This is a genomic window from Pandoraea apista, from assembly GCF_001465595.2.
Lineage (GTDB): Bacteria > Pseudomonadota > Gammaproteobacteria > Burkholderiales > Burkholderiaceae > Pandoraea > Pandoraea apista.
Genome location: NZ_CP013481.2, coordinates 4,798,570 through 4,821,821 on the forward strand (window position 1 = coordinate 4,798,570; position 23,252 = coordinate 4,821,821).

22 protein-coding genes are annotated in these 23,252 nt (G+C 63.1%); 14 read left to right on the top strand and 8 right to left on the bottom strand.

The genetic code is table 11. The annotated features are described in order from the left end of the window. The first annotated feature begins 167 nt into the window (after positions 1-167). The gene (locus AT395_RS21640; RefSeq protein ID WP_231606107.1) at positions 168-2,435 is read left to right on the top strand and encodes a TonB-dependent receptor family protein; all 2,268 of its coding nucleotides are present in this window, start codon (positions 168-170) and stop codon (positions 2,433-2,435) included. An 84-nt stretch (positions 2,436-2,519) separates the two neighbouring features. Here AT395_RS21640 and AT395_RS21645 read toward each other — a convergent pair whose 3' ends face one another. Next, positions 2,520-3,092, bottom strand: a complete 573-nt coding sequence (locus AT395_RS21645; RefSeq protein WP_042114454.1) for a cytochrome b — start codon at positions 3,090-3,092, stop codon at positions 2,520-2,522. 604 nt (positions 3,093-3,696) lie between these two features. Between AT395_RS21645 and AT395_RS21650 the strand changes: the two genes are divergently transcribed. Together AT395_RS21650 and AT395_RS21655 are read left to right on the top strand one after the other, a co-directional pair. Beyond that, positions 3,697-4,530, top strand: coding sequence for an aldo/keto reductase (locus AT395_RS21650; protein ID WP_042114453.1), 834 nt, complete (start codon positions 3,697-3,699; stop codon positions 4,528-4,530). Positions 4,531-4,615: 85 nt separating this feature from the next. Then, entirely contained in the window at positions 4,616-5,884 is a 1,269-nt protein-coding gene (locus tag AT395_RS21655; RefSeq protein WP_048628655.1) for an NAD(P)/FAD-dependent oxidoreductase, read from the top strand. Between the two features lie 150 nt (positions 5,885-6,034). Here the strand turns inward: AT395_RS21655 and AT395_RS21660 are convergent, their stop codons facing one another. After that, complete coding sequence (locus AT395_RS21660; RefSeq protein ID WP_042114451.1) at positions 6,035-7,036, bottom strand: LLM class flavin-dependent oxidoreductase; 1,002 nt, start codon at positions 7,034-7,036, stop codon at positions 6,035-6,037. Between the two features lie 156 nt (positions 7,037-7,192). On the opposite strand from AT395_RS21660, the gene AT395_RS21665 reads away from it, so the two are divergent. The 3 genes from AT395_RS21665 to AT395_RS21675 all read left to right on the top strand — a co-directional run bounded on the left by AT395_RS21665 (position 7,193) and on the right by AT395_RS21675 (position 10,397). Then, a complete protein-coding gene (locus AT395_RS21665) occupies positions 7,193-7,663 on the top strand; it encodes a winged helix-turn-helix transcriptional regulator (RefSeq protein ID WP_224787351.1) in 471 nt (156 codons plus the stop codon). Between the two features lie 268 nt (positions 7,664-7,931). After that, positions 7,932-8,948, top strand: a complete 1,017-nt coding sequence (locus tag AT395_RS21670; RefSeq protein ID WP_042114449.1) for a patatin-like phospholipase family protein — start codon at positions 7,932-7,934, stop codon at positions 8,946-8,948. Further along, on the top strand, positions 8,949-10,397 hold the full coding sequence (locus tag AT395_RS21675) for a GntP family permease (RefSeq protein WP_048628654.1): 1,449 nt from the start codon (positions 8,949-8,951) through the stop codon (positions 10,395-10,397). A gap of 112 nt (positions 10,398-10,509) precedes the next feature. On the opposite strand, the gene AT395_RS21680 is transcribed toward AT395_RS21675, so the two are convergent. The 3 genes from AT395_RS21680 to AT395_RS21690 all read right to left on the bottom strand — a co-directional run bounded on the left by AT395_RS21680 (position 10,510) and on the right by AT395_RS21690 (position 14,202). Next, on the bottom strand, positions 10,510-11,493 hold the full coding sequence (locus tag AT395_RS21680; RefSeq protein ID WP_048628653.1) for a M14 family metallopeptidase: 984 nt from the start codon (positions 11,491-11,493) through the stop codon (positions 10,510-10,512). Positions 11,494-11,628: 135 nt separating this feature from the next. Next, positions 11,629-12,948: an MFS transporter gene (locus AT395_RS21685; RefSeq protein ID WP_048628652.1), complete on the bottom strand. Its 1,320-nt coding sequence runs from the start codon at positions 12,946-12,948 to the stop codon at positions 11,629-11,631. Between the two features lie 249 nt (positions 12,949-13,197). Further along, positions 13,198-14,202, bottom strand: a complete 1,005-nt coding sequence (locus tag AT395_RS21690; RefSeq protein ID WP_048628651.1) for a serine hydrolase domain-containing protein — start codon at positions 14,200-14,202, stop codon at positions 13,198-13,200. A gap of 285 nt (positions 14,203-14,487) precedes the next feature. Here AT395_RS21690 and AT395_RS21695 point away from each other — a divergent pair, with 285 nt between their 5' ends. The 6 genes from AT395_RS21695 to AT395_RS21720 are packed head-to-tail and all read left to right on the top strand — an operon-like array spanning position 14,488 to position 19,370. Further along, positions 14,488-15,357, top strand: a complete 870-nt coding sequence (locus tag AT395_RS21695; protein WP_082164744.1) for a helix-turn-helix domain-containing protein — start codon at positions 14,488-14,490, stop codon at positions 15,355-15,357. Then, complete coding sequence (locus AT395_RS21700; protein ID WP_052765485.1) at positions 15,354-15,902, top strand: Dabb family protein; 549 nt, start codon at positions 15,354-15,356, stop codon at positions 15,900-15,902. Before AT395_RS21695 ends, AT395_RS21700 begins: the two co-directional genes overlap by 4 nt. Positions 15,903-15,929: 27 nt before the next feature. Then, complete coding sequence (locus tag AT395_RS21705) at positions 15,930-16,919, top strand: ABC transporter substrate-binding protein (RefSeq protein ID WP_048628649.1); 990 nt, start codon at positions 15,930-15,932, stop codon at positions 16,917-16,919. Further along, complete coding sequence (locus tag AT395_RS21710) at positions 16,916-17,833, top strand: ABC transporter ATP-binding protein (protein ID WP_048628648.1); 918 nt, start codon at positions 16,916-16,918, stop codon at positions 17,831-17,833. Before AT395_RS21705 ends, AT395_RS21710 begins: the two co-directional genes overlap by 4 nt. Positions 17,834-17,852: 19 nt before the next feature. Beyond that, positions 17,853-18,608: an ABC transporter permease gene (locus AT395_RS21715; protein WP_231606106.1), complete on the top strand. Its 756-nt coding sequence runs from the start codon at positions 17,853-17,855 to the stop codon at positions 18,606-18,608. A gap of 15 nt (positions 18,609-18,623) precedes the next feature. Beyond that, complete coding sequence (locus tag AT395_RS21720; RefSeq protein ID WP_224787349.1) at positions 18,624-19,370, top strand: ABC transporter permease; 747 nt, start codon at positions 18,624-18,626, stop codon at positions 19,368-19,370. Here AT395_RS21720 and AT395_RS21725 read toward each other — a convergent pair. Next, positions 19,349-20,167 carry a class I SAM-dependent methyltransferase gene (locus AT395_RS21725; protein WP_048628784.1) on the bottom strand — a complete coding sequence of 273 codons (819 nt, stop codon included), beginning with the start codon at positions 20,165-20,167 and terminating at the stop codon, positions 19,349-19,351. The two genes, AT395_RS21720 and AT395_RS21725, sit on opposite strands and share 22 nt — an antisense overlap. Before the next feature lie 113 nt (positions 20,168-20,280). On the opposite strand from AT395_RS21725, the gene AT395_RS21730 reads away from it, so the two are divergent. Together AT395_RS21730 and AT395_RS21735 are read left to right on the top strand one after the other, a co-directional pair. Continuing rightward, complete coding sequence (locus AT395_RS21730; protein ID WP_048628647.1) at positions 20,281-21,147, top strand: LysR substrate-binding domain-containing protein; 867 nt, start codon at positions 20,281-20,283, stop codon at positions 21,145-21,147. Positions 21,148-21,412: 265 nt separating this feature from the next. Further along, on the top strand, positions 21,413-21,976 hold the full coding sequence (locus tag AT395_RS21735; RefSeq protein ID WP_125347394.1) for a hypothetical protein: 564 nt from the start codon (positions 21,413-21,415) through the stop codon (positions 21,974-21,976). 73 nt (positions 21,977-22,049) lie between these two features. On the opposite strand, the gene AT395_RS21740 is transcribed toward AT395_RS21735, so the two are convergent. Together AT395_RS21740 and AT395_RS21745 are read right to left on the bottom strand one after the other, a co-directional pair. Beyond that, complete coding sequence (locus AT395_RS21740) at positions 22,050-22,463, bottom strand: RidA family protein (protein ID WP_172417087.1); 414 nt, start codon at positions 22,461-22,463, stop codon at positions 22,050-22,052. Between the two features lie 46 nt (positions 22,464-22,509). Next, complete coding sequence (locus AT395_RS21745) at positions 22,510-23,238, bottom strand: amino acid ABC transporter ATP-binding protein (protein WP_048628646.1); 729 nt, start codon at positions 23,236-23,238, stop codon at positions 22,510-22,512. Between the last annotated feature and the right edge of the window lie 14 nt (positions 23,239-23,252).

Sequence of the window (23,252 nt, forward strand, 5' to 3'; positions counted from 1 at the left end):
GTCACATGTCATGCGCACAACAGCGCACGACAGGCGTGACACGTCTGCGCTTTGTCACCGCGATACGCGGATGGCTACCATGCCCGCCGATTACGGGGATGCACAGCCGCCGTTCGGCATTTCACGATTATCAGGCGGCCGCCATACGGTCGCGAGAGAGACCCTCAATGTCACGTCCCATGACACAGAAGCCGTTGCAAACGGCCATCGCGCTTGCCCTCGCCTCGCTGGGCAGCACGGCACACGCACTGACTAACGACCCGGCTACCGCCGGCGTGAGCGTAACGATCGACGCAACGCATGCAGCAGCGCACACCGGCGACCATCCTGACACCCGCGCGGTCTCGTCGACGCCGGACACGCAGTCATCCACGCTTGCACCGGCAATATCCCTTGCGCAGGCAACGGTTCCCTCGGCGGCGTCTGCACCGGGCGCCCCCACCGCCACCCTGCCACTCACGACGGTGACCGCACCGCCGGCGTCACTCACGTCACCGAGCGTGTCCGAGCAAAAGGCCAACCTTTTCCAGACCGCAGGCTCCGTCGGGTTCGTCGACGCCGATTCGTACCAGAACACTTACGCCTTCAACTTGCGCGACATCCTTAAGGACACCCCAGGTGTCTACGTGCAGAACCGCTATGGCCAGGAACTGCGCTTATCGATTCGCGGCTCCGGTATCGCACGCGGCTATCACGTTCGCGGGCTCGAGATCCTGCAGGACGGCATTCCGACCAATTCGGCCGATGGCAGCGGCGACTATTACCAGATCGACCCCATGGGACTGCGTTCGACCGAAATCTACAAGGGCGGTAATGGCCTCACCTACGGTTCGACAACGCTTGGCGGCGCCCTGAACTTCGTCACCCCGACGGCTTACACGGCAGACGCACCCAATCAGTTCCGCCTTGAGGGCGGCAGCTTCGGTACCGTGCGTGCCAGCGGCCAGATGTCTCGCATCTTCGGTCCGCTGGATGCGCTCGCGACGGTTACGCTGAACCGCTCTGACGGCTACCGCGACCACGACAAGGGCAATTACGCACAGATCAACGCCAACATTGGCTACAAGTTCTCGCCGAACGTCGAGACCCGATTCTTCTTCGGCGCCTACATCGTCGACCAGAAACTACCGGGCACTCTCTCACTGTTCGACGCGCTCAACAATCCGACGAAAGCGGCGGCCTCGGCTGTCTCGGGCGATCAGGCGCGCAACACGCGCACCGAACGACTGGGCAACCTGACGTCCATTCGCTTCGACACCGGTCAGCTCGACATCGCCTCGTGGGTTATTCACAAGAGCCTGTATCACCCGATCTTTCAAGTGATCGATCAGGACGGCTGGACTTACGGCGTTGCACCTCGCTACACGGCCAACCTGACGCTTGCAGGCATGCGTAACGAGCTCATCGTCGGCGCACGCTTCTTCGGCGGAAACACAAAAGCGGACCAGTACGTCAACGTGAACGGCAATCGCGGCGCGCAAACGCTCGACTCCCGTCAGAGCGCCTATAACTACGAGGCGTACTTCGAGAACCGCCTGTTCTTCCTGCCCACGCTCGGCCTGATGATCGGCGCGAAAGCCTACCGCGACGTGCGCCAATACATCGACTACGGCGGCCTGCCCGGCGATCCGAACTATCGCTCGACGAGCGCCGCCTATTCGGGCGTCAATCCGAAGATCGGGCTGCTGTGGGAGCCGCGCAAGGACGTGCAGGCCTTCATCGACATTACCCGCAGTGCCGACGTGCCGGACTTCACCGATCTGTCGCAGACATTTGGCACGACCTCCCGCTTCGTTCCGCTCGCGTCGCAACACGCCTGGACGATTGAAGCCGGTACACGCGGCAAGCTCGATCGCGTGGCGTGGGACGTGACGGCCTATCGTTCGCTCGTGCGCGATCAATTGCTCCAGTACACGACGTCGCCCGACATTCCCGCCTCAACCTTCAACGCAAACAAGACGGTGTTGCAAGGTCTCGAGGTAGGCGCAGCAGTGGACCTGTTCAAAAACGTGATGGCGACCGGAGATCGAATCACACTGTCGCAAATCTGGAATTACAGCGATTTCCGCTTCCGCGACGACCCGCAATATGGCAACAATCGCATCGCCGGGGTACCGACGAACGTGCTGCGCACGACACTCGGATACGCATTGTCGAACCGCTTCCAGATCTCGGCATCGCTCGACTGGGTTCCTAACGGCGCGTGGGTCGATTACGCCAACACAATGCGCGTGCCCGGCTACACATTGCTGGGTGTACAGGCGTCGTATCTGATTCAGCGCGGCGTAACGTTCTATGTGGATGCCCGCAACCTGACCGACAAGCGTTACGTCACCGACTTCAGCACCGTGACCGATGCCCGTACGGCCAACACCGCCGTTTTCTATCCGGGCGACGGCAGAAGCGTTTTTGCGGGCGTGCGCTTCGCATTCTGACGCTCACCGGCTTTATGCCCGGGCGTGCGCGGCGCAGAAGACGCGTCGCGCGCGCCTCACCGGCAAGTGATACGACAGCCAGCGTCACAGCATACGGCGCAGCGTATCGTCCCGGCGGAAGTAGTGATGCCACAGCGCAGCCAGCGCGTGCAAACCAATGACCCAATAGAACGCGTTGCCGATCGTCTCGTGAATATCCTTGATCGACCGTCTCAATTCAGCGTCCTTCCCGATGAATTGCGGTAGCGCAATATCCAGCCCGGGAATCATGAGCGCATGCCCCCCGGCATTGAGTGTGAGATATCCCAGCACAGGCTGAGCGAACAGGAATAGGTACAGCAGCAGATGTACCGCGCCCGACGATGCGCGAACCAGCCATCCCTGACCGGGCAACGGCCCCGGTGCCCCCTTGATCAATCGCCAGAGCAGACGCGGTACCGCCAGCACCAGCACCATGACCCCGGCCCACTCGTGGATCGTCATGGACAAGGCACGCTGCGCGCTGCCTTTCGGCAAATACCCCTTCGCGATGACCGCCGCATAGGCAATCACGATGAGCAGCGCAACCGCCCAGTGAAAGAAGAGGGCGGGCGGTGCATAGCGCTCGTCCGGCGAGAGCGGCGAGCCGTGCGAGCGGAACTTGATCGCGTTATCCATCTCGGAGATTCCCTTTCCGTTTTTGGGGTACCCCATTATGACGTTCGCCCTGTTACGCGAAAAGCTCGCAAATCGTCACAGCTGTTACTCAAAATTTCCTCCTGGCATTCGGATTCCTCCTCCCCACGAACTGTCCGGCCATGCCGACAATACGTCTCAAGCGCGCACGGCTTTCCATCGATTTACCGGCATCCGATACGCGCGCTCAAGATGAGCCTCCTTGGCCGACCTTCGCCCGGTCGGCCTTTAAGCCCCGATTTCGGGGCTTTTTTTTGCGTACGCCGCAAAAAACCTAGCCCCCTACTGATCGTCACAGGTCCGACACACATAGCTGGAGCCATCACCGAGCCGTCTCGCTGCGGAGCAACATTCGCCATGTGCATCGGTGAAATCAGCTTATCGCGGAGGGATCAAAAAAAGTCTGTGAACTATCCGAGAGAATCGGTGCACGAACGCAATAGCGGGTGCATCCGAGCCGTGCTTAGGACGAATCCGATTCAAAAGATAGGACGCCACCGCGAAGTGTTGCGTGTACCCCTCACAGCACTGGTCATGGCTCGACCTGCGGGCCGATAATAGTTGTCAAAATCATGGAGGGCAGACTATGCGAGACATCTCATTTCCCGGAGGCGAAACCGTACCCGTGCTCGGTCAGGGCACGTGGATGATGGGTGAGAAGGCGGAGCGGCGGCGAGAGGAAATCGAAGCGCTGAGGCTCGGCGTCTCGCTGGGCATGACCCTTGTAGATACCGCTGAAATGTATGGCGAGGGTGCGACCGAGCGCCTCGTTGGCGAAGCGCTCGACGGGCTACGCGACGAGGTGTTTCTCGTAAGCAAGGTCTATCCGCACAACGCCTCGCAGCGCGGTGTGATTGCGGCTTGCGAGCGCAGCCTCGAGCGACTGGGTACCGATCGTCTCGACCTTTACCTGCTGCATTGGCGTGGCGACATACCGCTCGAGGAAACGATTGCAGGGTTCGAGACCCTGCGTCAGGCAGGCAAGATTCGGCATTGGGGCGTAAGCAACTTCGACGTGGACGACATGGAAGCACTGTTCGACGCGCGTGGTGGTAACGCGTGCGCGACCAATCAGGTCTTGTACAACCTTTCACGGCGGGGCCCGGATTACGATCTCACTTCGTGGCTTGCCGAACGCGGCATGCCGATGATGGCCTATTCGCCAATCGAACAGGGGCGGCTCGCGAAAAAGCCGATATTGGTCGATATTGCCCGCGCACGTCACGTCGAACCGTTGCAGATTGCGCTCGCCTGGGTATTGCACCGGCCAGGCGTCATTGCGATCCCGAAGGCGAGCACGGCGGCACATGTGCGCGCCAATCGTGCGGCGCATGACATCGATCTGACCCCGGAGGAGCTCGCATTGCTCGATCACCATTTCGAGCCGCCGTCACGCAAACGTCCCTTGGAGATGATCTGAGAGCATTCATGTTTTTTGATGGCGTCCGGTCGCACGCCGGCAACGAAGTACACTAGGCGCTTTCGTGCTTTAGCAGGACGGCTTCATGAACGATTCACGTCCCGTCGTCGTTATCGGGGGCGGTTTGGTCGGCGTGTGTACCGCCGCATATCTTCAGCGCGCCGGGCATTCGGTTGTTATCGTGGACCGGCAGTCGGCGCGTCAGGCGGCCTCGCTCGGCAACGCGGGCTGCATCAATGGCTCGTCCGTTGTACCGATTGCGATGCCCGGGGTACTGTGGCAAGTGCCCGGCTGGCTGATGCAACCAGACGGCCCGCTGGTGCTGCGATGGCGCTATCTTCCGCGCATGGTGCCGTGGCTCACGCGCTTCGTGGCGGCGAGCCAACCGGCTCGGGTGGCCGCGCAGGCTCGTGCGCTGCGTGCGCTGCTCGGCCCCGCGCTCGATGCCTATCAACCCCTGCTCGACGATGCCAATGCGAACGATCTGGTCGAGCGTCGCGGCTATCTCATCGCGTACTCCAGCCAGAACGGTATGGCGGGTGACGAAGGCGGCATGGCGCTTCGCCGCGACAACGGCGTGCACATCGAGACGCTCGACGCCGCAGCCCTACGCGAGTTTGAGCCAACGCTATCTCATGACTTCGTGGGCGCGCGATACATCAGCGAAACGGGTCACACCCTCGATCCGGGGGCACTCCTGGCCCGCCTGACCGCACAGGTGGTCGCGCGCGGTGGCCGAGTTGTCGATGCTGCCGCCACGGCCATCGAAACCAATGGTGCCCAGGCGGTGGCCGTGCATACCGACAAGGGACGCGAAGCGGCCAGTGCGGTGGTGGTTGCGGCGGGTGCGTGGTCCGCACCGTTCGTACGTCAGTTGGGAGACCGCATCGTCTTTGACACCGAGCGCGGCTATCACGTGGAAATTCCGGCACCGGACGAAATGCCCTCGCGCCCCGTCATGTGGGCCGAAGGCAAGTTGTTCGCCACGCCGATGAACGGCCGGCTTCGCGGCGCAGGCACGGTCGAACTGGCGGGCCTGCAAGCGCCGCCGAACTGGCGGCGAGCCGATCTGCTGCTAGGTCAGTTGCACAAGATGTTTCCTCGCGCAGTACCCGGCGAGAAATCGACGCAATCGGTCGACGGTGCGCGCTGGCAAGGTTTTCGGCCGAGCACGCCCGACTCGCTGCCGGTATTGGGTCCGGCGTCGAAAGTGCCGAACGCGTTCTACGCTTTCGGTCACGGTCACGTCGGTCTGACGGCAGCCGCATCGACAGGGCGCACGATTGCGGCGCTGGTGAATCGCGAACGTCCTGCCATCGACCTTTCACCGTTCTCTATCGGACGCTTTCGCTGAGGCGCCCGGATACGGCTGTGGCAACCAGCTCGACCGGGGCCGACGATGCGCCAGACCCGGCGGGGTCAGCACAATACGCTTCGCGCGTGCCGCCCCCGCTCTCCTCATCCACCCTCTCACCCGGATTACCCGCCAACGTGCCGCAGCGCGTCAGGACTTGCAGACCGACGCAACGATATCGCACGAGCGCAGCCGCAACGCGGGATCGAAAACGTCGGTCACGAGCATCAGTTCATCGGCCTGTGTGCGTTCGACCAAATCGGACAATCCCGCTTTCACTCGCTCCGGACCGCCCACCACGGACACGCCGAGAAATGCTTCCACCGAATGCTGTTCCGCCGGGTCCCAACGTTCGTCCATATCGTTCACCGGCGGCTGTAGCTTCAGACTTTGCCCGCGCATGAGGGCCAGAATCTTCTGTTGCGCCGACGTCGCGAGAAATGCCGCTTCCTCATCGGTCGGCGCAGCGACAACCGGCACCCCGACCATCACGTAAGGCTTGTCCAATACCGCCGACGGACGGAACAGCTCACGGTACAGCCGCAGCGCATCGAACAGGAAGCGCGGAGCGAAATGCGAGGCAAACGCATACGGCAGCCCGAGATGCGCCGCGAGTTGCGCCGAAAAGAGCGACGATCCCAGCAGCCACACAGGAATATCGCTGCCCGCCCCGGGTGTCGCAACAAGCCGCTGCCCGGGTTGCGCCGGCGCGAGCAATGCTCGCAACTCGGCAACCTGCTCGGGAAAGTCGTCGCCGTTGGACAACCGGTCGCGACGCAGCGCCCGCATCGTTGCCTGATCGGCCCCCGGCGCACGCCCCAATCCCAGATCGATGCGCCCCGGATACAGGGCGGCCAGTGTGCCGAAGTTCTCGGCAACGACCAGCGGCGGGTGGTTCGGCAGCATCACTCCGCCCGACCCCACGCGAATGCGCGACGTCTTCTCCGCAATGTGACCGATCAGCAGCGCGGTTGCGGAACTCGCGATGCCGTCCATATTGTGGTGCTCAGCCAGCCAGAAACGCTCAAAACCCAACCGCTCGACGTGCTGGGCAAGCTCCGTGGACTGTTTCAGGGCTTCGGCCACCGTGCCGCCGGCGCGTATCGGCACCAGATCCAGCATTGAAAGGGCCGTCTTCGACAAACTGCTCATGGGGTTCTCCGTTGTCCTGCGCACGCTCGCATCCGGCATTTTCTGGCCTGAAGCCTCCCACAGCGGATGACGCGCACTACCGCCACAAAGTATAGTGACGAAGGGTCAAAATCCCCAGTAGGCACCCTTTAGTTGAATAGTCACCATTTGGTTACCATGAGCAAACCCGAACCCTTCGTTTTTGAAGAAACCTGCGTGCCGCGTCGCGTACTGGAACTCTTCAGCGTGAAGTGGACGAGCATGGTGCTGTACGCATTGCAGTGCGGCACCACACGCACCGGGGAATTGCAGCGCCGCCTGCCAGGCATCTCCAAGAAGATGCTCACGCAAACGCTGCGCGAACTCGAAAGCGACGGCCTGATTCATCGCGAGGTCTATGCTGTCGTGCCGCCCAAGGTGGAGTATTCGCTCACCCCGCTGGGCGAGTTGTTCATCGAGCCTATCGAGATGCTCTACCGCTGGGGTAATCAACACGCCGACGTGCTTGCCCAACTGAGCCTTCGCCGCGGCAAGCCGACGCCTGCCGGTGATGGTGATGGTAATGGCGACGCCGACGCCGCCCCCGACACGGCGCACTCTCTCGACACCGCCGGCGACACCCCGGCACGCTCGTCTCACGCCGCCTGAACCGGCACCATCCCCTCCCAAAAACACGAACCGGCTGGCCGCCTGTTCACACGGTTGCCGATTTCTTGTTTATCTGAGACAGTGGTTATGTTGCAGCGCAATCTGCGTACTGCCTGCAACCGTACTCTCGTAACGGACTCCGCGGTCAGCGCCTGTCGGTGCAGTGCCGCATCGCCGAGGGATCATGCCACGCGTTCAACGAGCCAGTTCCGCCACGCGGTCTTCGCCTGGCGCACGCCCTACCAGCCGTGCGCCTGCCACAAGGACCATGCCTGTCGATCTCGCATTGCAGGGAGGCGGGGCGCACGGCGCGTTCACCTGGGGCGTGCTCGACCGTCTGCTTGAGGAGATTTCGCACGCCGGCCCGTTCCATATCGAAGGCATCTCCGGCACCTCGGCCGGCGCCATGAACGCCGCCGTGCTCGCCACCGGCTATGTCCGCGGCGGCCCCGACGGCGCGCGCGGCGCACTGGAACAGTTCTGGCGCGACGTGTCTCACGCCGGGCGTTTCAGCCCGCTGCGCCGCACACCGCTCGACATCGTGCTCGGGCGTTGGTCGCTCGATAACTCGCCGTTTTTCATGTTTTTCGATCTGGCCGCGCGCGTTGTGTCGCCCTACGACCTCACGCCCCTCGAATTCAATCCGTTGCGACGCCTGCTCGCCGATCACATTGACTTCGACGGCATCGCCGCCAGCCCGATCCAGCTTTTCATCACCGCAACGAACGTTCGTACCGGACGCGGACGCGTCTTTCGCAACGCCGAGATGACACCCGACGTCTTGCTCGCGTCGGCCTGCCTGCCCACGCTATACCGCGCGGTGGAAATTGACGGCGAGCCTTATTGGGACGGTGGCTATGCGGGCAATCCCACGATTACGCCGCTCATCCGAGAAACCGCCTCGTGCGACACCATTTTGGTGCAGGTCAATCCGGTCGAGCGTAACGACGTGCCGCGCTCTGCGCGCGAGATTCTCAACCGCGTCAACGAAGTCTCGTTCAACGCCACACTGCTCAAGGAACTGCGCATGATCGCAGTGCTGCGTCAGGTTGTCGATGCCGGTAGCGTTGAGGGTAAGCGCTGGGCGCAAATGCGTATGCACCGCATAGCGAGCGACATGATGACCACGCTCGGTTATTCGTCCAAGCTCTCGGCGGAATGGGATTTTCTGGTAATGCTGCGCGACGAGGGCCGGCGCTGCGCCGAAACATTCCTGCAACAGCACGGCGCCGATCTTGGCCACCGTTCCTCGCTCGATCTGAGCGCTTTGACGGAGACCCTCTGAATGGAGCTCGCCGGCATTCTGATCGGTCTGGCGCTGCTTGTCTGGCTGGCCTATCGCGGCTGGAGCGTACTGCTGCTGGCGCCGGCCGCGGCCATGCTCGCGGCCGCGCTCTCAGGCGAACCCGTGCTCGCCCACTGGACGCAGACGTTCATGCAGAACGCCGCGCGCTTCGTCGCCCAGTTCTTCCCGCTGTTTCTGCTCGGCGCACTGTTCGGCAAGCTGATGGAGGACAGCGGCGCGGTGCGCGCGATCGCCGCGTTCCTCACCGACAAACTCGGCGCGCGACGGGCGATGTTCGCCGTTGTACTCGGCGGTGCACTCGTCACGTATGGCGGCGTGAGTCTGTTCGTCGCGTTCTTCGTCCTTGCGCCGATGGCTCACGCGCTCTTCCGCGAAGCCGACATTCCGGTGAGGTTGATGCCGGCGGCGATTGCACTGGGTACGTCGACCTTCACAATGTCGGCGATGCCGGGCTCGCCGGCGATTCAAAACGCCATTCCCATGCCCTTCTTCGGCACCACCCCGTTCGCCGCGCCGGGACTTGGCCTGATGGCCTCTGCGATCATGCTCGCCGTTGGTCTGTGGTGGCTGTCGTGGCGTGAAGCGCAGGCACGCCGCGCGGGCCACGGTTATGCCGATACGGAGGTCTGGGACAAGCCTGCCGATCCCACCGTAGTGCGCGAACGCGCGAGCGTGGCACGCGAGTTCGATCCGGCGGAAATCGAGCAGGGCCATCGCAGCGAAGCCCTGCCCGGCATTCTCACCGCCGCGTTGCCTTTGTTCGTCGTGATCGGCGGCAACTTCGTGATGAACGTGATCGTCTTCCCGCGCCTCGACGCGAGCTTTCTCGCCGAACCTCGATGGGGCGGCATTACCTTGCAAAGCGTGGCCGGCGTATGGGGCGTGTGTGTCGCGCTCGCCAGCGCGATCGTCGTGCTGGTGGTCCTGCAATGGCAACGCCTGCCCGCGCTGCGCAAGACGATGGATGCCGGCGCCAACGCCTCCGTCCTGCCGATCATGTGTACGGCCAGTCTGGTCGGCTATGGCGGTGTAATTGCCGCGTTGCCGGGCTTTGCGCTGGTACGCGACTGGGTACTGTCCATCGACGGCGGTCCGCTGGTGTCCCTCGCCCTGTCCGCCAATTTGCTGGCGGCGATCACCGGCTCCGCCTCGGGAGGATTGACGATTGCGCTCGACGCCCTCGGCCCGGCCTATGTGAGTCTCGCCGCACAACACGCGATCGACCCGGCGCTCATGCATCGCGTAGCGGTGATCGCGTCAGGAACGCTCGACAGCCTGCCGCACAACGGCGCTGTCGTGACGTTGCTGGCCGTATGCGGCAGCACCCATCGCGAGAGCTACCTCGATATCGTCATGGCGAGTATCGTGAGTGCGCTGATCGCGCTCGTGGCGGTCATCGTCGTCGGTTCGCTGGCCGGCACGTTCTGACGACCGCGACGGACCCGAGATACGCACGCAAAATACGCACGCAAAAAAAACGGGCCGGCGATTAGCCGGCCCATTCCAAAATCTCGGTCACACCAACGCTATCGTCGCATCATCAGCGATCGAGCAAACGTCCCAAACGCATCATCGTGACATTCACGCCAAGATGGCGCATCGACGGCTGCACGATCACGCAGTTGTCATAGGGCGTGACGATGACCTCGTCGCCGTCGCGGGCAATCTCGGTCCCTGCCTTCTCGATCACTTCCAGTCCGGTGAAGGGCTGCGAGAAGCGGAAGTCCATCGAGCGCGCCACAACCGGCTGCGTGATCTCCACAAACTTCTGACGCGCGGGCAGCGTTTGCGTGAGGAACGTGGCCACATCGGCCTCGGCCACGACACCCGCGTGCAGCAGGAAGCGCGCGGCGCTGTCGAGCGCCACGTCGCGCGCGCTCTTGGCGAAGTGCTGACCGGTCTCGATGAGCAGTGCGTTCTTCGGGCTGGCCGGATCGCCGAAACCACCGTAGTCGCGCATGCGCGTGCCGTTCGCATGGCCCTTGTCGATGATGACGTGCTCCGGCGTGCCGAGTTCGGCGGCCAGTGCAATCGCCTTCTCGAGGGGGCCGGTCATCATCAGCGGTGCGGACGCTTCGTGCATCGAGTGGATGTCGAGCAGCAGATCGACCGTGTCGATGAACGGGCGCATGGCGCGGGCACGCGCGAGTTCGCGGCTCTGACGCTCGCCGTCGAGTGTCGAGGGCGTCCACACGCGGTTCATATCTTCGTCGAGGAAGCGGGTGGCGTCGGCATTTTCGGCACTGAACTGCTCGTAGGCACCGATATTGCCGAAGCCCAGCGACAGGCGCCCGGTCGTGGGGCGCACACCGGCGGCGAGCAGCGCGTCGACAGCAATGGCGCCGCTCACTTCGTTGCCGTGCGTGAGCGCGAGGATCATCACGTGCTTGCCGGGCTTGCCGCTATCGAACGAGTGCAGAAAGTCGATGCCGGTATTGCCTTCGCGCCAGCGGTTGATATCGGGAAACGAGACTTCGATGGGGTACGCCGGCAGGGCGGCGCGGATCGCTTCGAGCGTGGTCATGAAAATGCTCCGCAGGGGATGCCGAAAAAAGATGACGACGTCGCTGTAGGGGACAGCGGACGTCGTCGTTACGGCGAAAATCAGTTCATCGGATGAAGACGAGGCTCATGATCGGCAGATCGTCGGCGTCGTCGATCAGGCCTTCGACGCGCGGGGCGAGCCATGCGTGATACCGGCGATCTTGCCGGCGCGCACACGGCGGCCCAGGGCAATCACGGCGGTAATACTCAGCACGGCGGTCGCCATCACGTAGAAGCTCGGGGCGAGCTTGTTCCGCGTCGCGTCGATGAGCCAGGTCACGATCAGCGGCGCGAACCCGCCGAACACCGTCACCGAGAAGTTGTACGACAGTGCCAGCCCGGTGCCGCGAGTGCTCGTCGGGAAGATGTCTGCCAACAGGGCCGGCAGCGGCGCGAGGCTCACGGCAATGAGCAACCCCACCAGCGCTTGCACCATGAGCAGCGTCTGGAAGGTCGGATAGCGGTTGAGCAGCACGAACAGCGGATAGGTCGTCACGCCCACGAGGATCAGTGCCCAGAGCATCACGCGAATGCGACCGAACTTGTCGGAGAGATGGCCGACGACGGGCGCGGCGATCATCAGCATCATGCCGGTGACAACGGCGCCGATAAACGACGACGTCGCCGGAATATGCAGTTGCTTGACCGCGTACGTCGGCATGTAGAGCTTATGGACGTAGTTGAACGCGGTGGCCGCGGCAACAACGCCCGCGCCAAGCAGCATGTTGGCGCGATCACGGCCGAAGACTTCGCGCAGCGGCGACTTTTCGCGCTGCTTCTCGCCGAGTTTCTTGAAGTCGGCGGTCTCGTCGATGTTACGGCGGATGTACAGACCGACCGGGCCGATGAGCAGGCCTACTGCGAAGGCGATACGCCAGCCCCATGCACTCAGCTGGTCGGCGGTGAGGAGCATGCTCAGCAGTGCGGAGACCCCGGCGGCCAGCACCGTGGCGAGGCCCTGGGTGGACATCTGCCAGCTCGCGAAGAAGCCGCGGCGCTTGGCATCGGCGTGCTCGACCATGAAGGCCGTGGCGGCACCGAACTCACCGCCCGTCGAGAAGCCTTGCAGCATGCGGGCGACGATAATGATGAGCGGCGAGAAAATACCGATCTGTGCGTAGGTCGGTGCGAACGCGATCATGGCCGTGCCGAGCATCATCAGGGCGATGGATACCGTGAGCGACGCCTTGCGGCCCGCGCGATCGGCGTAGCTGCCAAGGATGATCGAGCCGAGCGGCCGCGTAACGAATGAGATACCGAAGGTGCCGACGGAGAGCAGCAGCGACGTGGTCGCGTCATGCGACGGGAAGAACAACTGGCCGATCACGATGGCGAAATAGCCATAGATCAGCAGATCGTAAAATTCGAGTGCGTTGCCGATACTCGCGGCGCAGATCTCGCGCCACGGGTTGTGGGGTTTGGCGTTACGGGTCATGCCGGCTCCTCTGGATCACGCTGGCGTTGGTGATAAATGTGTGGCGGCCACGCGGTACGCACCCAAGGCGCGCAGGGGCCACCGGCCAGTCTCAGGAAGCGGAGTGTAGGCGGCAGAAAATCGGGCTCCGTGCCGATTCGGCACGCAAAGGTGCTGATTGGGGGTGGGAGCCTCGCGTATCAATCCGCTCGCGCTGATCGCCGCTCACCGCCCACTTCGCCGGCCCTGGACTCTGCCGGGGCGCCGCTGTCACAGCCGCCCGATACCGAGCCACGGGATACATGGATGATGGCCGGACACGGCCTGCGGCACGACTTCATGGGCGACACGCAGCCCCCGTGCGCCGTTCGCGAACCAGACCACGGCGTCTTTCGTCTCTCGGTTGGCGAGCACCAGCGCTCGGAATCCGGGGCTATTCCCCCAATGAAAGCAGCATTGCTGCGCAATCTCGATGCCCCAGCCCAACCCCCAGGCAACCGCTGGATCGATGGGGTTTGCGGCATACAGGTCTTCCGCCTCGCCACCCTGCCGCCCGTTCATTCGCGGCAAAAACCACGCCGCCCGAGTGGCCGCCGACAAGCCTTCCCCTGCCAGAACCGCCTGGACGAATGCGAGGTAGTCTGACGCGGTCGTCAACATCGACCAGGATGCCTGCGCCGACATCAGCCGTCGCTTGGGTACCGGCTCCCCTTCCCATTCATGGCCTTGCGCATGGTTGTCTTCAAAGCGCGCCTGCCATAGAAGACTGGATCGGTGCATCCCGAGCGGCCCAAACACACGGGTCTGGGCGAGCACTTCCAGCGGCGCGCCGCCGACCGACTCCAAAGCACGCTGGAGCCATGCAAAGGCGCTGCTGCCGTAGCTGAATCGCTCGCCGGGCGGGAAGTAGATGCGCAGCGGAGCCTCGGCGCGAACGATATTCGGCAATCCGCTGGTGTGCGTCAGGATATGGAAAGCGGTAATGTCGCGTGCGCGCGGATCGTCGGGGACGTATTCGCCACCAATGTCGGCCATCGGACGGTGCAGGTCCAGGCGTCCTTCGTCGACCAACTGAAGCGCAATAAAGGCAACGACCGGCTTGGTCAGCGAAGCAGCTTCAAAGACCGTCTGCGCATCGACCGGCAGAGGGTCGTGCGCGCCTCGAACCCCGGCGTAGCACGCGATGTCGGGCTTGCCGCCACGCAGCGTCGCCAGCGAAATGCCGGGTATCGCCCGGGTCGAAGTGACGCGCGTGAGATAGTCAACGATATCCATTCATGGGACTCCCGAACATGGCGGACAGTGAGCGATTCTACCGGCTGCGTGAGGCCGTGCCACCGGCATCGCCCGCAAAACCAAGTCCCTCCTCGAACGTCAGTCCGCCACGTCGAGAATCGCGGCGATACGATGACGGAACTTCGTCGAGACGATGCCGCCGTCAGCCCACGCCGACGAGAAAATCCGAAATGCTTCATCATGTGAGCCTGGAGACGACGGCGCGAACTTTCCCGCGGCATCTCACCGGTCCCCGTGACACTTCGTTCTGAATCGGCGAAACGCATGCGCATCACTCATCGGCGCCCCGCTGCGGCGCTCCAGGCCACTATCGATCGCTACTGGGGTTGGGATACCCGGAGTGCCTCCGGTGCGAATTCGGCGCTGGCCTTACCTATGATGCCGCTCCTGCCGGGACCGGGCGGGATGGAGGTCTTCTTTCATTTCGGTCAGTCCTTCACGACCGGAACCGGCCAGCGCCTGCCGGGCGTGCACATTACCTGCCTTCGCGGCACGACCGCCGCACTCGATGCACCGGCAGGCCTCGACTTCGTGGCGGTCCGGATCAAGTCCGGCGAAATTCCGTCGCTGACCGACGTGCCTGTCTGCGAACTCGCGGACACGTTCATCTCCGCCACGGAACTGTGGGGAACGGCCGTCAACGAGCTGTACGAAAGCATGGCGCACGCCACCACATTCGACGCCCGCGCGGCACGCCTCGACCGCTTCTTTCTCAAGCGGCTTCGCCATGCGCCGCCGGGTCGCGACATCCGCCCGGCGATTGCCCGCCTTCACAGCGGCCAGACACGCATTGAAGACCTGTGTGCCGTCACGCAGCTTGGCCGCCGGCAACTGGAAGTCCGTTTCCGCCAGACCACCGGCTCGTCGCCGGTGCGGTTCCGGCGTCTGGCCCGCTTGCGCCGCTCGTTGCGCACGCTGTTGCTGGCCCCGCAGGACTGCACGCTCACGCAATTGCTCGACGCGGGCTACGTCGATCAGGCCCAGCAAGTCCATGAATTCCGTGACCTGACGGGGCATACGCCGTCGCAGTTACGGCGTGCCGCGTTAGCCGGCGATGCGCATTTCTACAATCCTTCCTGGGCGTCCGATCCGATACTGGGGGTCCCTCGTCCCATGAACGGAGTTCGACGATGAATGCAAACGCCACATCGCTCACGACAAATCTGACTGCCGATACCCGCTCCCATAACACCTCACTCGCCCCGCTCACCCCACCCGCCCCTTCGGCCGCCTACACGCTGCCGCCGGCGGCCGAGCGTCTTGCGCACCGTTGCGCACAGATCGGCGAGCGTGCCTTTACGGCGAGAGACTATGGCGCCGCGCCGCTGCGACACATCGTGCTGCTGCGTTTTGCGAACGACGTGCCAATCGCCACGCATGAGCTTATGATTGAGCGCTTTCTTCGTCTGAAGGACGACTGCCTTCGCGACGGCCGGCCGTATATTCGCAGCATCGAGCACGGCCGGCAGGAAAGCGGGGAAGGCAACGGGCTCGGATTCGAACATGCGTTCCTCGTGACGTTCGATTCCGAAGGGGATCGCAACTTCTATGTTGGCGAGCCTATCGTGCACGACCCTGCCTGCTTCGACCCCGTACATCACGCCTTCAAGGCGGCGATCGGCCCGACGCTTGCGCCGCAAGGCGTGCTCGTTTTCGACTTTTTCCCCGGCGCGCGGTGATGTGCCGGTTTGTCTGACCCGGAGTAGATGATGAATAGGCTGTTCCAACTCGCTCACTGGTTCGCCCTGGCGAGCGCCCTTCTTCTGTCGACGGCGCGCGTGACGCACGCCGAAGAGATTTCCGTCACCCAATGGGGCAGCAGCCTGTATGGACTGCCCTATGCGGTGGCAATGGACAAGGGCCTGTTCAAGAAGGCTGGCGTCGACATTACCGGCATTCTCAGCTCCGGCGGCGGCGGCACGACCGTGCGCAACATTCTGGCAAGCAAGACCCCCTACGGGGAAGTCGCAGTGTCTGCCGCACTGGCAGCCGCGCGCCAGGGGCTGGACATCGTGATCGTGAATGCAGGCACGCGCAGCGTTGCCGAGGCATCGATGGTCACGATGCCCGGCAGCGCCGTGCGCACCCTCGACGATCTCGTTGGCAAAAAGGTCGCCATCACCTCGCCCAAAAGCGTGTCGGAGATGCTCTTCCTGATGGTATTGCGCGAGAAGGGAATCGACGCCTCGAAGGTCACGCGCGTCGCCTCGGGCGGCTACGTCAACGGCATGACCATGCTCGAACAGGGCGCGGTCGCGGGGGCGGTTGCCATCGAACCGCTGTCGATTCTGCGCAAGTCGCAATATCGCACCCTCTATCGCGCGGGCGACGTGCTCAAGCCCATGACCACGTCGGTCGGCATTACCACGCGGGCGTTCGCACAGTCGCACCCCGACACGCTGCGCGCGATCATTGCCGGACGCCGTGCGGGCGTCGATGCCACCTATGCCGATCCGGCCGGTGCGGCAAGACTGCTCGCAGCGCAGTTCAAACTATCGCCCGACATCGCCCGGGAAGCGGTCGAGAACATGGTGCGCTCGCACATGTGGAGTCAGGGACAATTCGACCGTGCGGAACTGGATCGCGTGGCGAGCGGGCTCAAGCTCATCGGCGAGATCAAGGAAGACGTTGACTGGGCGAAGCTGATCGATGCGCGTTTCCTGCCGGCGGATGTTCGCGCGAAAGGTCAGCTATGACCTTGCATTGCCCGAGCCCGCACCTGCATCTGGTCGACGGCACCGACACGCCGCCGGCCAGCCGCGAGCCGCACGTCGTGCTGAGCGGCGTGACGAAGGACTTCGACACCCCTGACGAAAAGACCGCCAGAAAGACACGGTTGCACGCGCTCGGCCCCATCGATCTGACACTGCGCAAGGGGGAATTCTTCTCCGTGGTCGGTCCGTCCGGCTGCGGCAAATCGACATTGCTGGAACTGATTGCGGGACTCGCCGCACCGAGCGCGGGAAGCATCACTTTCGAAGGGCAGGCGGTCGTCGGGGTGCCCGACGGCGTCGGCGTGGTCTTTCAGGAAGACGCCTCGTTCCCGTGGCTGACCGTGCGCGAGAACATTGGCTTCGGCCTTCGCATGGCCGGCATCGACAGCGCCGAAGTCACGCGCCGTGTGGCCTATGCCCTTGGTTTCATGGGGCTGCGCGATTTCGCCAATGCGTATCCGGCGCAGCTCTCGGGCGGCATGCGGCAGCGCATGTGTATTGCACGCACGCTCGTTATCGCGCCGCGGCTGATCCTCCTCGACGAGCCGTTCGGCGCACTCGATCAGCAAACCCGCATGCTCATGGGCGACGAGTTGCTGCGACTCTGGCGAGAAACCTCCGCAACCGTACTGCTGATCACTCACGCGCTCGACGAAGCGGCCGTGCTGTCGGATCGCGTGGGCGTGATGTCGTCGCGTCCGGGCCGCTTCATAGATATCCTCGAGACGAGCTGGGAACGCGAGCGCAGCGCTCAGAGCGTTGCCACGCCGCGCTTCGGCGAGATCACCGCGCGTCTGTGGGAGACACTTCGGGCCGAGTCGCTCAAGGCGATGCAGGCGGAGGAGCGGCCCGGCGACGGTGGCGATATGCGCCGTCCGCGCGTGCGCGGCCGCTGATCGGGCGGGGAGAGACGTCGTGACGATCCGCATCGAACACACCCTTCGTTTAGGCATTGTCGCCACCCTTGTCCTGTTGATCGAGGCGCTGTGCCGCACGGGTGTCATTCCCGCATCGGTCATGATTCCCCCGAGTGCAATGGGCGTTCACGCCATCGAGATTCTGCGCGAAGGGCGATTCCGCCACGATCTCGCGACAAGTTTCACCAGCATTGCCGCCGCTTCGATTGGTGCGGTGGGGTTCGGCTTTTCCGCCGGACTTGCGATACACGCCATGCCGGGCGTGCGCCGCGCGCTGGAGCCGCTCATCGCAAGTTATTACGCGGTACCGACATTCGCCTTCTACCCCGTTTTCATCGTGCTGTTTGGCGTCGGATCGCTGCCGATCATCGCCATTGCCACACTACTGGCGATTGTGTCGATGATCACGGCGACGATGACCGGGCTCGACCGTATCCCCCGCGCGTTCTCGAAGACCGCGCAGGTGATGCGGCTCAATCGTTGGCAAACCCTTTGGCACGTCAAACTGCCGGCGGCGTTGCCGCATCTCTTCAGCGGGGTGCGTCTCGCGGTATCGCACGCGTTCATCGGGGTCATCGCGTCGGAGTTCATTCTGTCCGGTTCAGGCGTGGGTTACGCCATCAGCTATGCGTATAACAATTTCGAGAACGCCGACATGTACGCACTGATGCTTCTGGTGCTGGTCACGGTGACGCTGGTGAACAGCGTGCTGAACCACGTCGACGCGCGCGTTCAGGCGCGCAGCCGACGCTGAGCGGATTCACGTCTCATGGAAATGAAGAAACCCAACCCGCTCGGCACGTTCGCCGTCGTACTCGTGCTGATCGGGATCTGGCAAACCGTGCACCTGCTCAACAGTGCGGCGCTCGGGTCTCCCATCGCTACCGTAGAGGGGCTTTGGCAGATGATGGGCACGGCCTCGTTCTGGACGGACGCCACGGAAACCGGCCGGGCGCTCGTCTATTCGCTGGTGATTGCGGTAGCCGGCGGCATTGCATTGGGGCTCGGATTAGGTGCAAACCGGCTGGCGTCGAACGTCGCCGAGCCGATTCTCGTCAATTTGTATTCGTTGCCGAAGGTCACGCTTTACCCGCTGGTGCTGCTGATCTTCGGTTTGGGAATCGCCTCGAAAGTCGCGTTCGGTGTCATGCACGGCTTGATTCCGATTCTGATTTTCACGATGAACGGCGTACGTCAGATCAAGCCCGTTTATTTTCGGGCCGCGCAAGCGATGCATTTGTCGCGCCGTCAGATTGCGCTACGTGTCGTGCTGCCGGCGGTGCTGCCCGAAGTGCTGTCGGGGGTGCGGCTGGGATTTTCGCTATCGTTGCTCGGTGTACTCATTGGCGAGATGTTTGCATCGCAGAAGGGACTCGGCCATCAACTCGCCAATGCGATGAATCTGGGCAATATCGACGCCCTCATGTCCGTCGCCCTCTTTCTCATGCTCTTCGCGTTGCTAGGCAATGCGCTGCTTTCGACCTTCAGCCGGCGCTATCGTGCAGCCACAGCTTGATGGAAAGTTGAAGACTCGCCCTCGGGAGCGGCGACGATCAACCTCAGCGACCCGTCAAACGTGGGCTGCGTGCGAAGCGAACCGTATTTCCGGTCCCACGCTCCGTCCTCCAGATCGCGGCGCAGTCGCTCGGCAAAGCGCGTTTGCACACCCGGTTCGACGAAACTCCACGCTGAATTGGCGCGACGTGCGCCGGGCTCGAGCAACCGCTCCGGCCGCCCGTAATAGGCTTCGCTGAACCCGTCCGTGCAATGCAGCGGAATCTCCACCGGCACAACCTCCGCGTGCCCGCCCAATCCGTCGACAATGGCCTGAATCGCCGGGTAACGACGCGCCTCCACCTCGATCATCTCTGGTGCGTAGTCCGCTAGCCACGAACGGCCAAGCCTCGCCGGATCGCAACTCAGAATCAGCACAACCCCGCGCGTCACCCGCCGCATCTCGGACAGTCCGGCACTCAGATCCGGCCATTGATGGACGGAGAACGTCGCCATGCTGGCGTCGAAGGTGTCATCCGCGAAAGGCAGGCTTTGCGCCACGGCGTCGATAGCTGCCGGCAGGCGGGGCGGGCGTTGAGCACGCATCGAGGCAGAGGGTTCCACCGCCGTTACCTCGCGGTCGACAGGCTCATAGGAGCCTGCACCGGCGCCGACATTGAGTACTAGGCGGGCGCAGCCCAGCGCCCGTCTGATAAAGCCTTCGATATGAGGGTCGGGCTGCCGGTAAGCGGTGTAGCCCTCACCGATGGCGCCATAGTTGGCGTCGCCTGCGCTGCCGTCTTCATGCCTGATATTCACGTGATCGCCTTCTTCGTTCGCCGTCATGAGGCTAGAGAATAGGCCCGCGCGATATCATCGATAAATCGAGTTTTTTACCCGGATTCGTCAGTTTTTTCGACAAAGGACCGAAGATGCGCACGCTCCCGCCGCTCTCGTTGCTACGTGTGTTCGAAGCCACGGCCCGGCATCAGTCGGTCACCAAAGCAGCCGAAGAACTCTTCCGAACCCACAGCGCCGTGAGCCGGCAGTTGCGGTTGCTTCAGGAAGATGTCGGCGCGCCGTTGTTCGACAAGGCCGGCACGGGACTCAAGCTGAACCGACACGGCCAACAGCTTTACGCATTGGTCGGTTCGGTTTTTGAACAATTGGAACATGGCTATGCGAAGGTGCGTCAGCAGGCGCAACCCGTGGGCTTGCACGTTGCGTGCAGCGCCACTTTCGCCATGCGCTGGCTCGTTCCGAATCTGGCGGATTTTTATCGGCAGTACCCCGACGTGCGCATTCGTCTGTCGATGACCTCTGCCCGCGAGATACGAAACGAAGGGGCGGATCTGGTGATCGCGTGGGACCTCGCGTCATATCCGGAGAGCGACCGGCTTCGCGCCATCACGCTCGCCCCCGTGGCGTTCGGCCCGGTCTGCGCGCCCGCGTATCGACGCTCGGCCGCCACCGGCACGCGCATTGCCCACGACCACACCACCAGCGCGTGGGCGCATTGGGACGCCCACCACAAGCCGGGCATCGGACGAGGTGCGGAGATCACTTTTCCGCACACTCATCTGTGCATCGAAGCGGCGCTGTCCGGGCTCGGTGTCGCACTTGTCGAACGACGGCTGGCGCAAAGGGAAATCGACGACGGACGCCTTGTCGCCCCGTGGGGATTTGTCGAGTTTCCGTTCGGGCTGAAAGCGCTGCCCGCCAGTGGAATCTCCTCGGAAAATCTCGACAATTTCATCGGCTGGCTACGCGGGCAGTTGGTTGCGCAAAATCCGGGGTGAGCCGATGGCGTCGGGACAAACCCGAGCCCGGATTGAGGGCGTCAGCGCAAACGTCACGCCGGGCGGGGGTCCGCCAGCCCCCGTAATCGCCCCCGGATCAACCTCGGTGAAAATCGGGGTGGCGCGATGCAAATGACTGACTACACTTCCTAAGTGCACACGACACTCGGAAACCGCGAAAGACGGTTCGTTATGCGAAGGCCGTGCGGAAGATCAAATGGGTCTGATGAAGTAGCATTTCCATTCCTTCACGGGAGGCATGTCCATGACGTGCCTAGACAAATGGATGATCGGCGCCTGTGTCGTCACGCTGAGCGGCGTGGCGTTCGCTGATGGCGTCAACTCGATCTCATCCGAACAGATGATATTGGCCAATATTGGCCCCGCGCCGCTCCCCGTCAACGTACCGCCGCCTGCCCCGCCTGTGTCCATCGCTGCGGTGCCTGCCGTTCCCGTCACGCTATACCCATTCGGCCGCGAAGGCGCCGGCACGCCCCCCCGGCCAGACGACAACGCTCTCCTCTACACACACATCGAAGCGATCAACGACGCGGCTCCCATCACCGACGGGCGGCATATGGGCTGGGTCGACACCTCAACCGAAAAGCCCGCCGTCAAGGCGGCGCGAAGCTACCTGAGCATTGGACCTTCCGTGGCGCCCCGGTTATCCCTTGTGCAATGGGACAACGCCGACGACAAACTCGGCTCCGATCCGAAGCGAGGTCTCGCGCTGAAAACCCAGGACTGGACCGTTTCGGCAAGCGCCCGCGTGCCATTACTGGGCCAGCACGATATCGGTGCGACGGTCTACGTCAAACGCCGTTTCTGAATCCGGCATCCAGACGTTTCCCGACGCGACGGGTGACCGGCGACACGCCGGCCACCCGTCGCGTTGGCACGGTTTATGCAGCGGGCTTCACAGCCGTCACATCGATCTCGACCAGCCACTCCGGACGCGCCAGCGCCTGCACCACGATGCCGGTCGACACCGGGAACACGCCCTTGAGCCACCGCCCCATCACGTTGTAGACCGCCTCGCGATAGCGCGGATCGACGATGTACACGGTGACCTTGCAGATGTCTTCGAGCCGGCTGCCGCATTCGTCGAGCAGCATTGCGACATTCGCCATGGCTTTCTCAGTCTGCGCAGCGACGTCGCCAATGCCCACCGACTCACGCGTGTCGAGGTCCTGACCGATTTGTCCTCGCAGATAAATGGTGTTGCCGGCGATCACCGCCTGGCACAAATCGTTGTCGAGCTTCTGCTCCGGATAGGTCTCGCGGGTATTGAACTTGCGAATTCGGGTGTGGGTCATGATGTTTCGGTAGGGAATCTTGATGTGATACGGGCACAACGTGTGCTCAATGGGCCAGGATCTTCGAGAGGAAGCGTTTGGCGGCAGGGCTGGCTGCGTCATTGAAGAAAACGTCTGTCGGACTGTCTTCGACGATGGCGCCGTCTTCCATAAAAACGACGCGATGGGCCACGCGTCGCGCAAACCCCATCTCGTGGGTGACGACCATCATCGTCATCCCCTCTCGCGCGAGCTCCACCATTACGTCGAGCACTTCGTTGACCATCTCCGGGTCAAGCGCCGAAGTCGGCTCGTCGAACAGCATCGCCATCGGGTCCATTGACAACGCGCGCGCAATGGCAACACGCTGCTGCTGACCGCCGGACAATTGCCCCGGATACTTGTGGGCATGCGCCGACAGGCCGACACGATCGAGCAACGCACGCGCCTTGGTGCGCGCCGCGTCGGCGTTCCGGCCCAGCACGATCTGCTGCGCCAGTGTGAGGTTGCGCGTGAGATCCAGATGCGGGAACAACTCGAAATGCTGAAAAACCATGCCGACCTTGCTGCGCAGCTTAGGCAGATCCGTCGACTTGGCCATGAGCGACGTTCCGGCCACCACGACATCGCCTCTCTGAAACGGCTCCAGCGCGTTGACGGTCTTGATGAGCGTCGATTTCCCGGAGCCGGACGGCCCGCAGACCACCACGATCTCGCCTTTGCTCACACGGGTTGAACACTGCTTGAGCACGTGGTGCGCGCCATACCATTTATCGACGTCGAGAATTTCGATCATGGGTTGCGCCGGAC

What these genes read in the sequence shown, in the direction of transcription:
- AT395_RS21640 (WP_231606107.1), top strand. Translation starts at nt 168, where the DNA reads ATGTCACGTCCCATGACACAGAAGCCGTTGCAAACGGCCATCGCGCTT.
- AT395_RS21645 (WP_042114454.1), bottom strand. Translation starts at nt 3,092, where the DNA reads ATGGATAACGCGATCAAGTTCCGCTCGCACGGCTCGCCGCTCTCGCCG.
- AT395_RS21650 (WP_042114453.1), top strand. Translation starts at nt 3,697, where the DNA reads ATGCGAGACATCTCATTTCCCGGAGGCGAAACCGTACCCGTGCTCGGT.
- AT395_RS21655 (WP_048628655.1), top strand. Translation starts at nt 4,616, where the DNA reads ATGAACGATTCACGTCCCGTCGTCGTTATCGGGGGCGGTTTGGTCGGC.
- AT395_RS21660 (WP_042114451.1), bottom strand. Translation starts at nt 7,036, where the DNA reads ATGAGCAGTTTGTCGAAGACGGCCCTTTCAATGCTGGATCTGGTGCCG.
- AT395_RS21665 (WP_224787351.1), top strand. Translation starts at nt 7,193, where the DNA reads ATGAGCAAACCCGAACCCTTCGTTTTTGAAGAAACCTGCGTGCCGCGT.
- AT395_RS21670 (WP_042114449.1), top strand. Translation starts at nt 7,932, where the DNA reads ATGCCTGTCGATCTCGCATTGCAGGGAGGCGGGGCGCACGGCGCGTTC.
- AT395_RS21675 (WP_048628654.1), top strand. Translation starts at nt 8,949, where the DNA reads ATGGAGCTCGCCGGCATTCTGATCGGTCTGGCGCTGCTTGTCTGGCTG.
- AT395_RS21680 (WP_048628653.1), bottom strand. Translation starts at nt 11,493, where the DNA reads ATGACCACGCTCGAAGCGATCCGCGCCGCCCTGCCGGCGTACCCCATC.
- AT395_RS21685 (WP_048628652.1), bottom strand. Translation starts at nt 12,948, where the DNA reads ATGACCCGTAACGCCAAACCCCACAACCCGTGGCGCGAGATCTGCGCC.
- AT395_RS21690 (WP_048628651.1), bottom strand. Translation starts at nt 14,202, where the DNA reads ATGGATATCGTTGACTATCTCACGCGCGTCACTTCGACCCGGGCGATA.
- AT395_RS21695 (WP_082164744.1), top strand. Translation starts at nt 14,488, where the DNA reads ATGCGCATCACTCATCGGCGCCCCGCTGCGGCGCTCCAGGCCACTATC.
- AT395_RS21700 (WP_052765485.1), top strand. Translation starts at nt 15,354, where the DNA reads ATGAATGCAAACGCCACATCGCTCACGACAAATCTGACTGCCGATACC.
- AT395_RS21705 (WP_048628649.1), top strand. Translation starts at nt 15,930, where the DNA reads ATGATGAATAGGCTGTTCCAACTCGCTCACTGGTTCGCCCTGGCGAGC.
- AT395_RS21710 (WP_048628648.1), top strand. Translation starts at nt 16,916, where the DNA reads ATGACCTTGCATTGCCCGAGCCCGCACCTGCATCTGGTCGACGGCACC.
- AT395_RS21720 (WP_224787349.1), top strand. Translation starts at nt 18,624, where the DNA reads ATGGAAATGAAGAAACCCAACCCGCTCGGCACGTTCGCCGTCGTACTC.
- AT395_RS21730 (WP_048628647.1), top strand. Translation starts at nt 20,281, where the DNA reads ATGCGCACGCTCCCGCCGCTCTCGTTGCTACGTGTGTTCGAAGCCACG.
- AT395_RS21735 (WP_125347394.1), top strand. Translation starts at nt 21,413, where the DNA reads ATGACGTGCCTAGACAAATGGATGATCGGCGCCTGTGTCGTCACGCTG.
- AT395_RS21740 (WP_172417087.1), bottom strand. Translation starts at nt 22,463, where the DNA reads ATGACCCACACCCGAATTCGCAAGTTCAATACCCGCGAGACCTATCCG.
- AT395_RS21745 (WP_048628646.1), bottom strand. Translation starts at nt 23,238, where the DNA reads ATGATCGAAATTCTCGACGTCGATAAATGGTATGGCGCGCACCACGTG.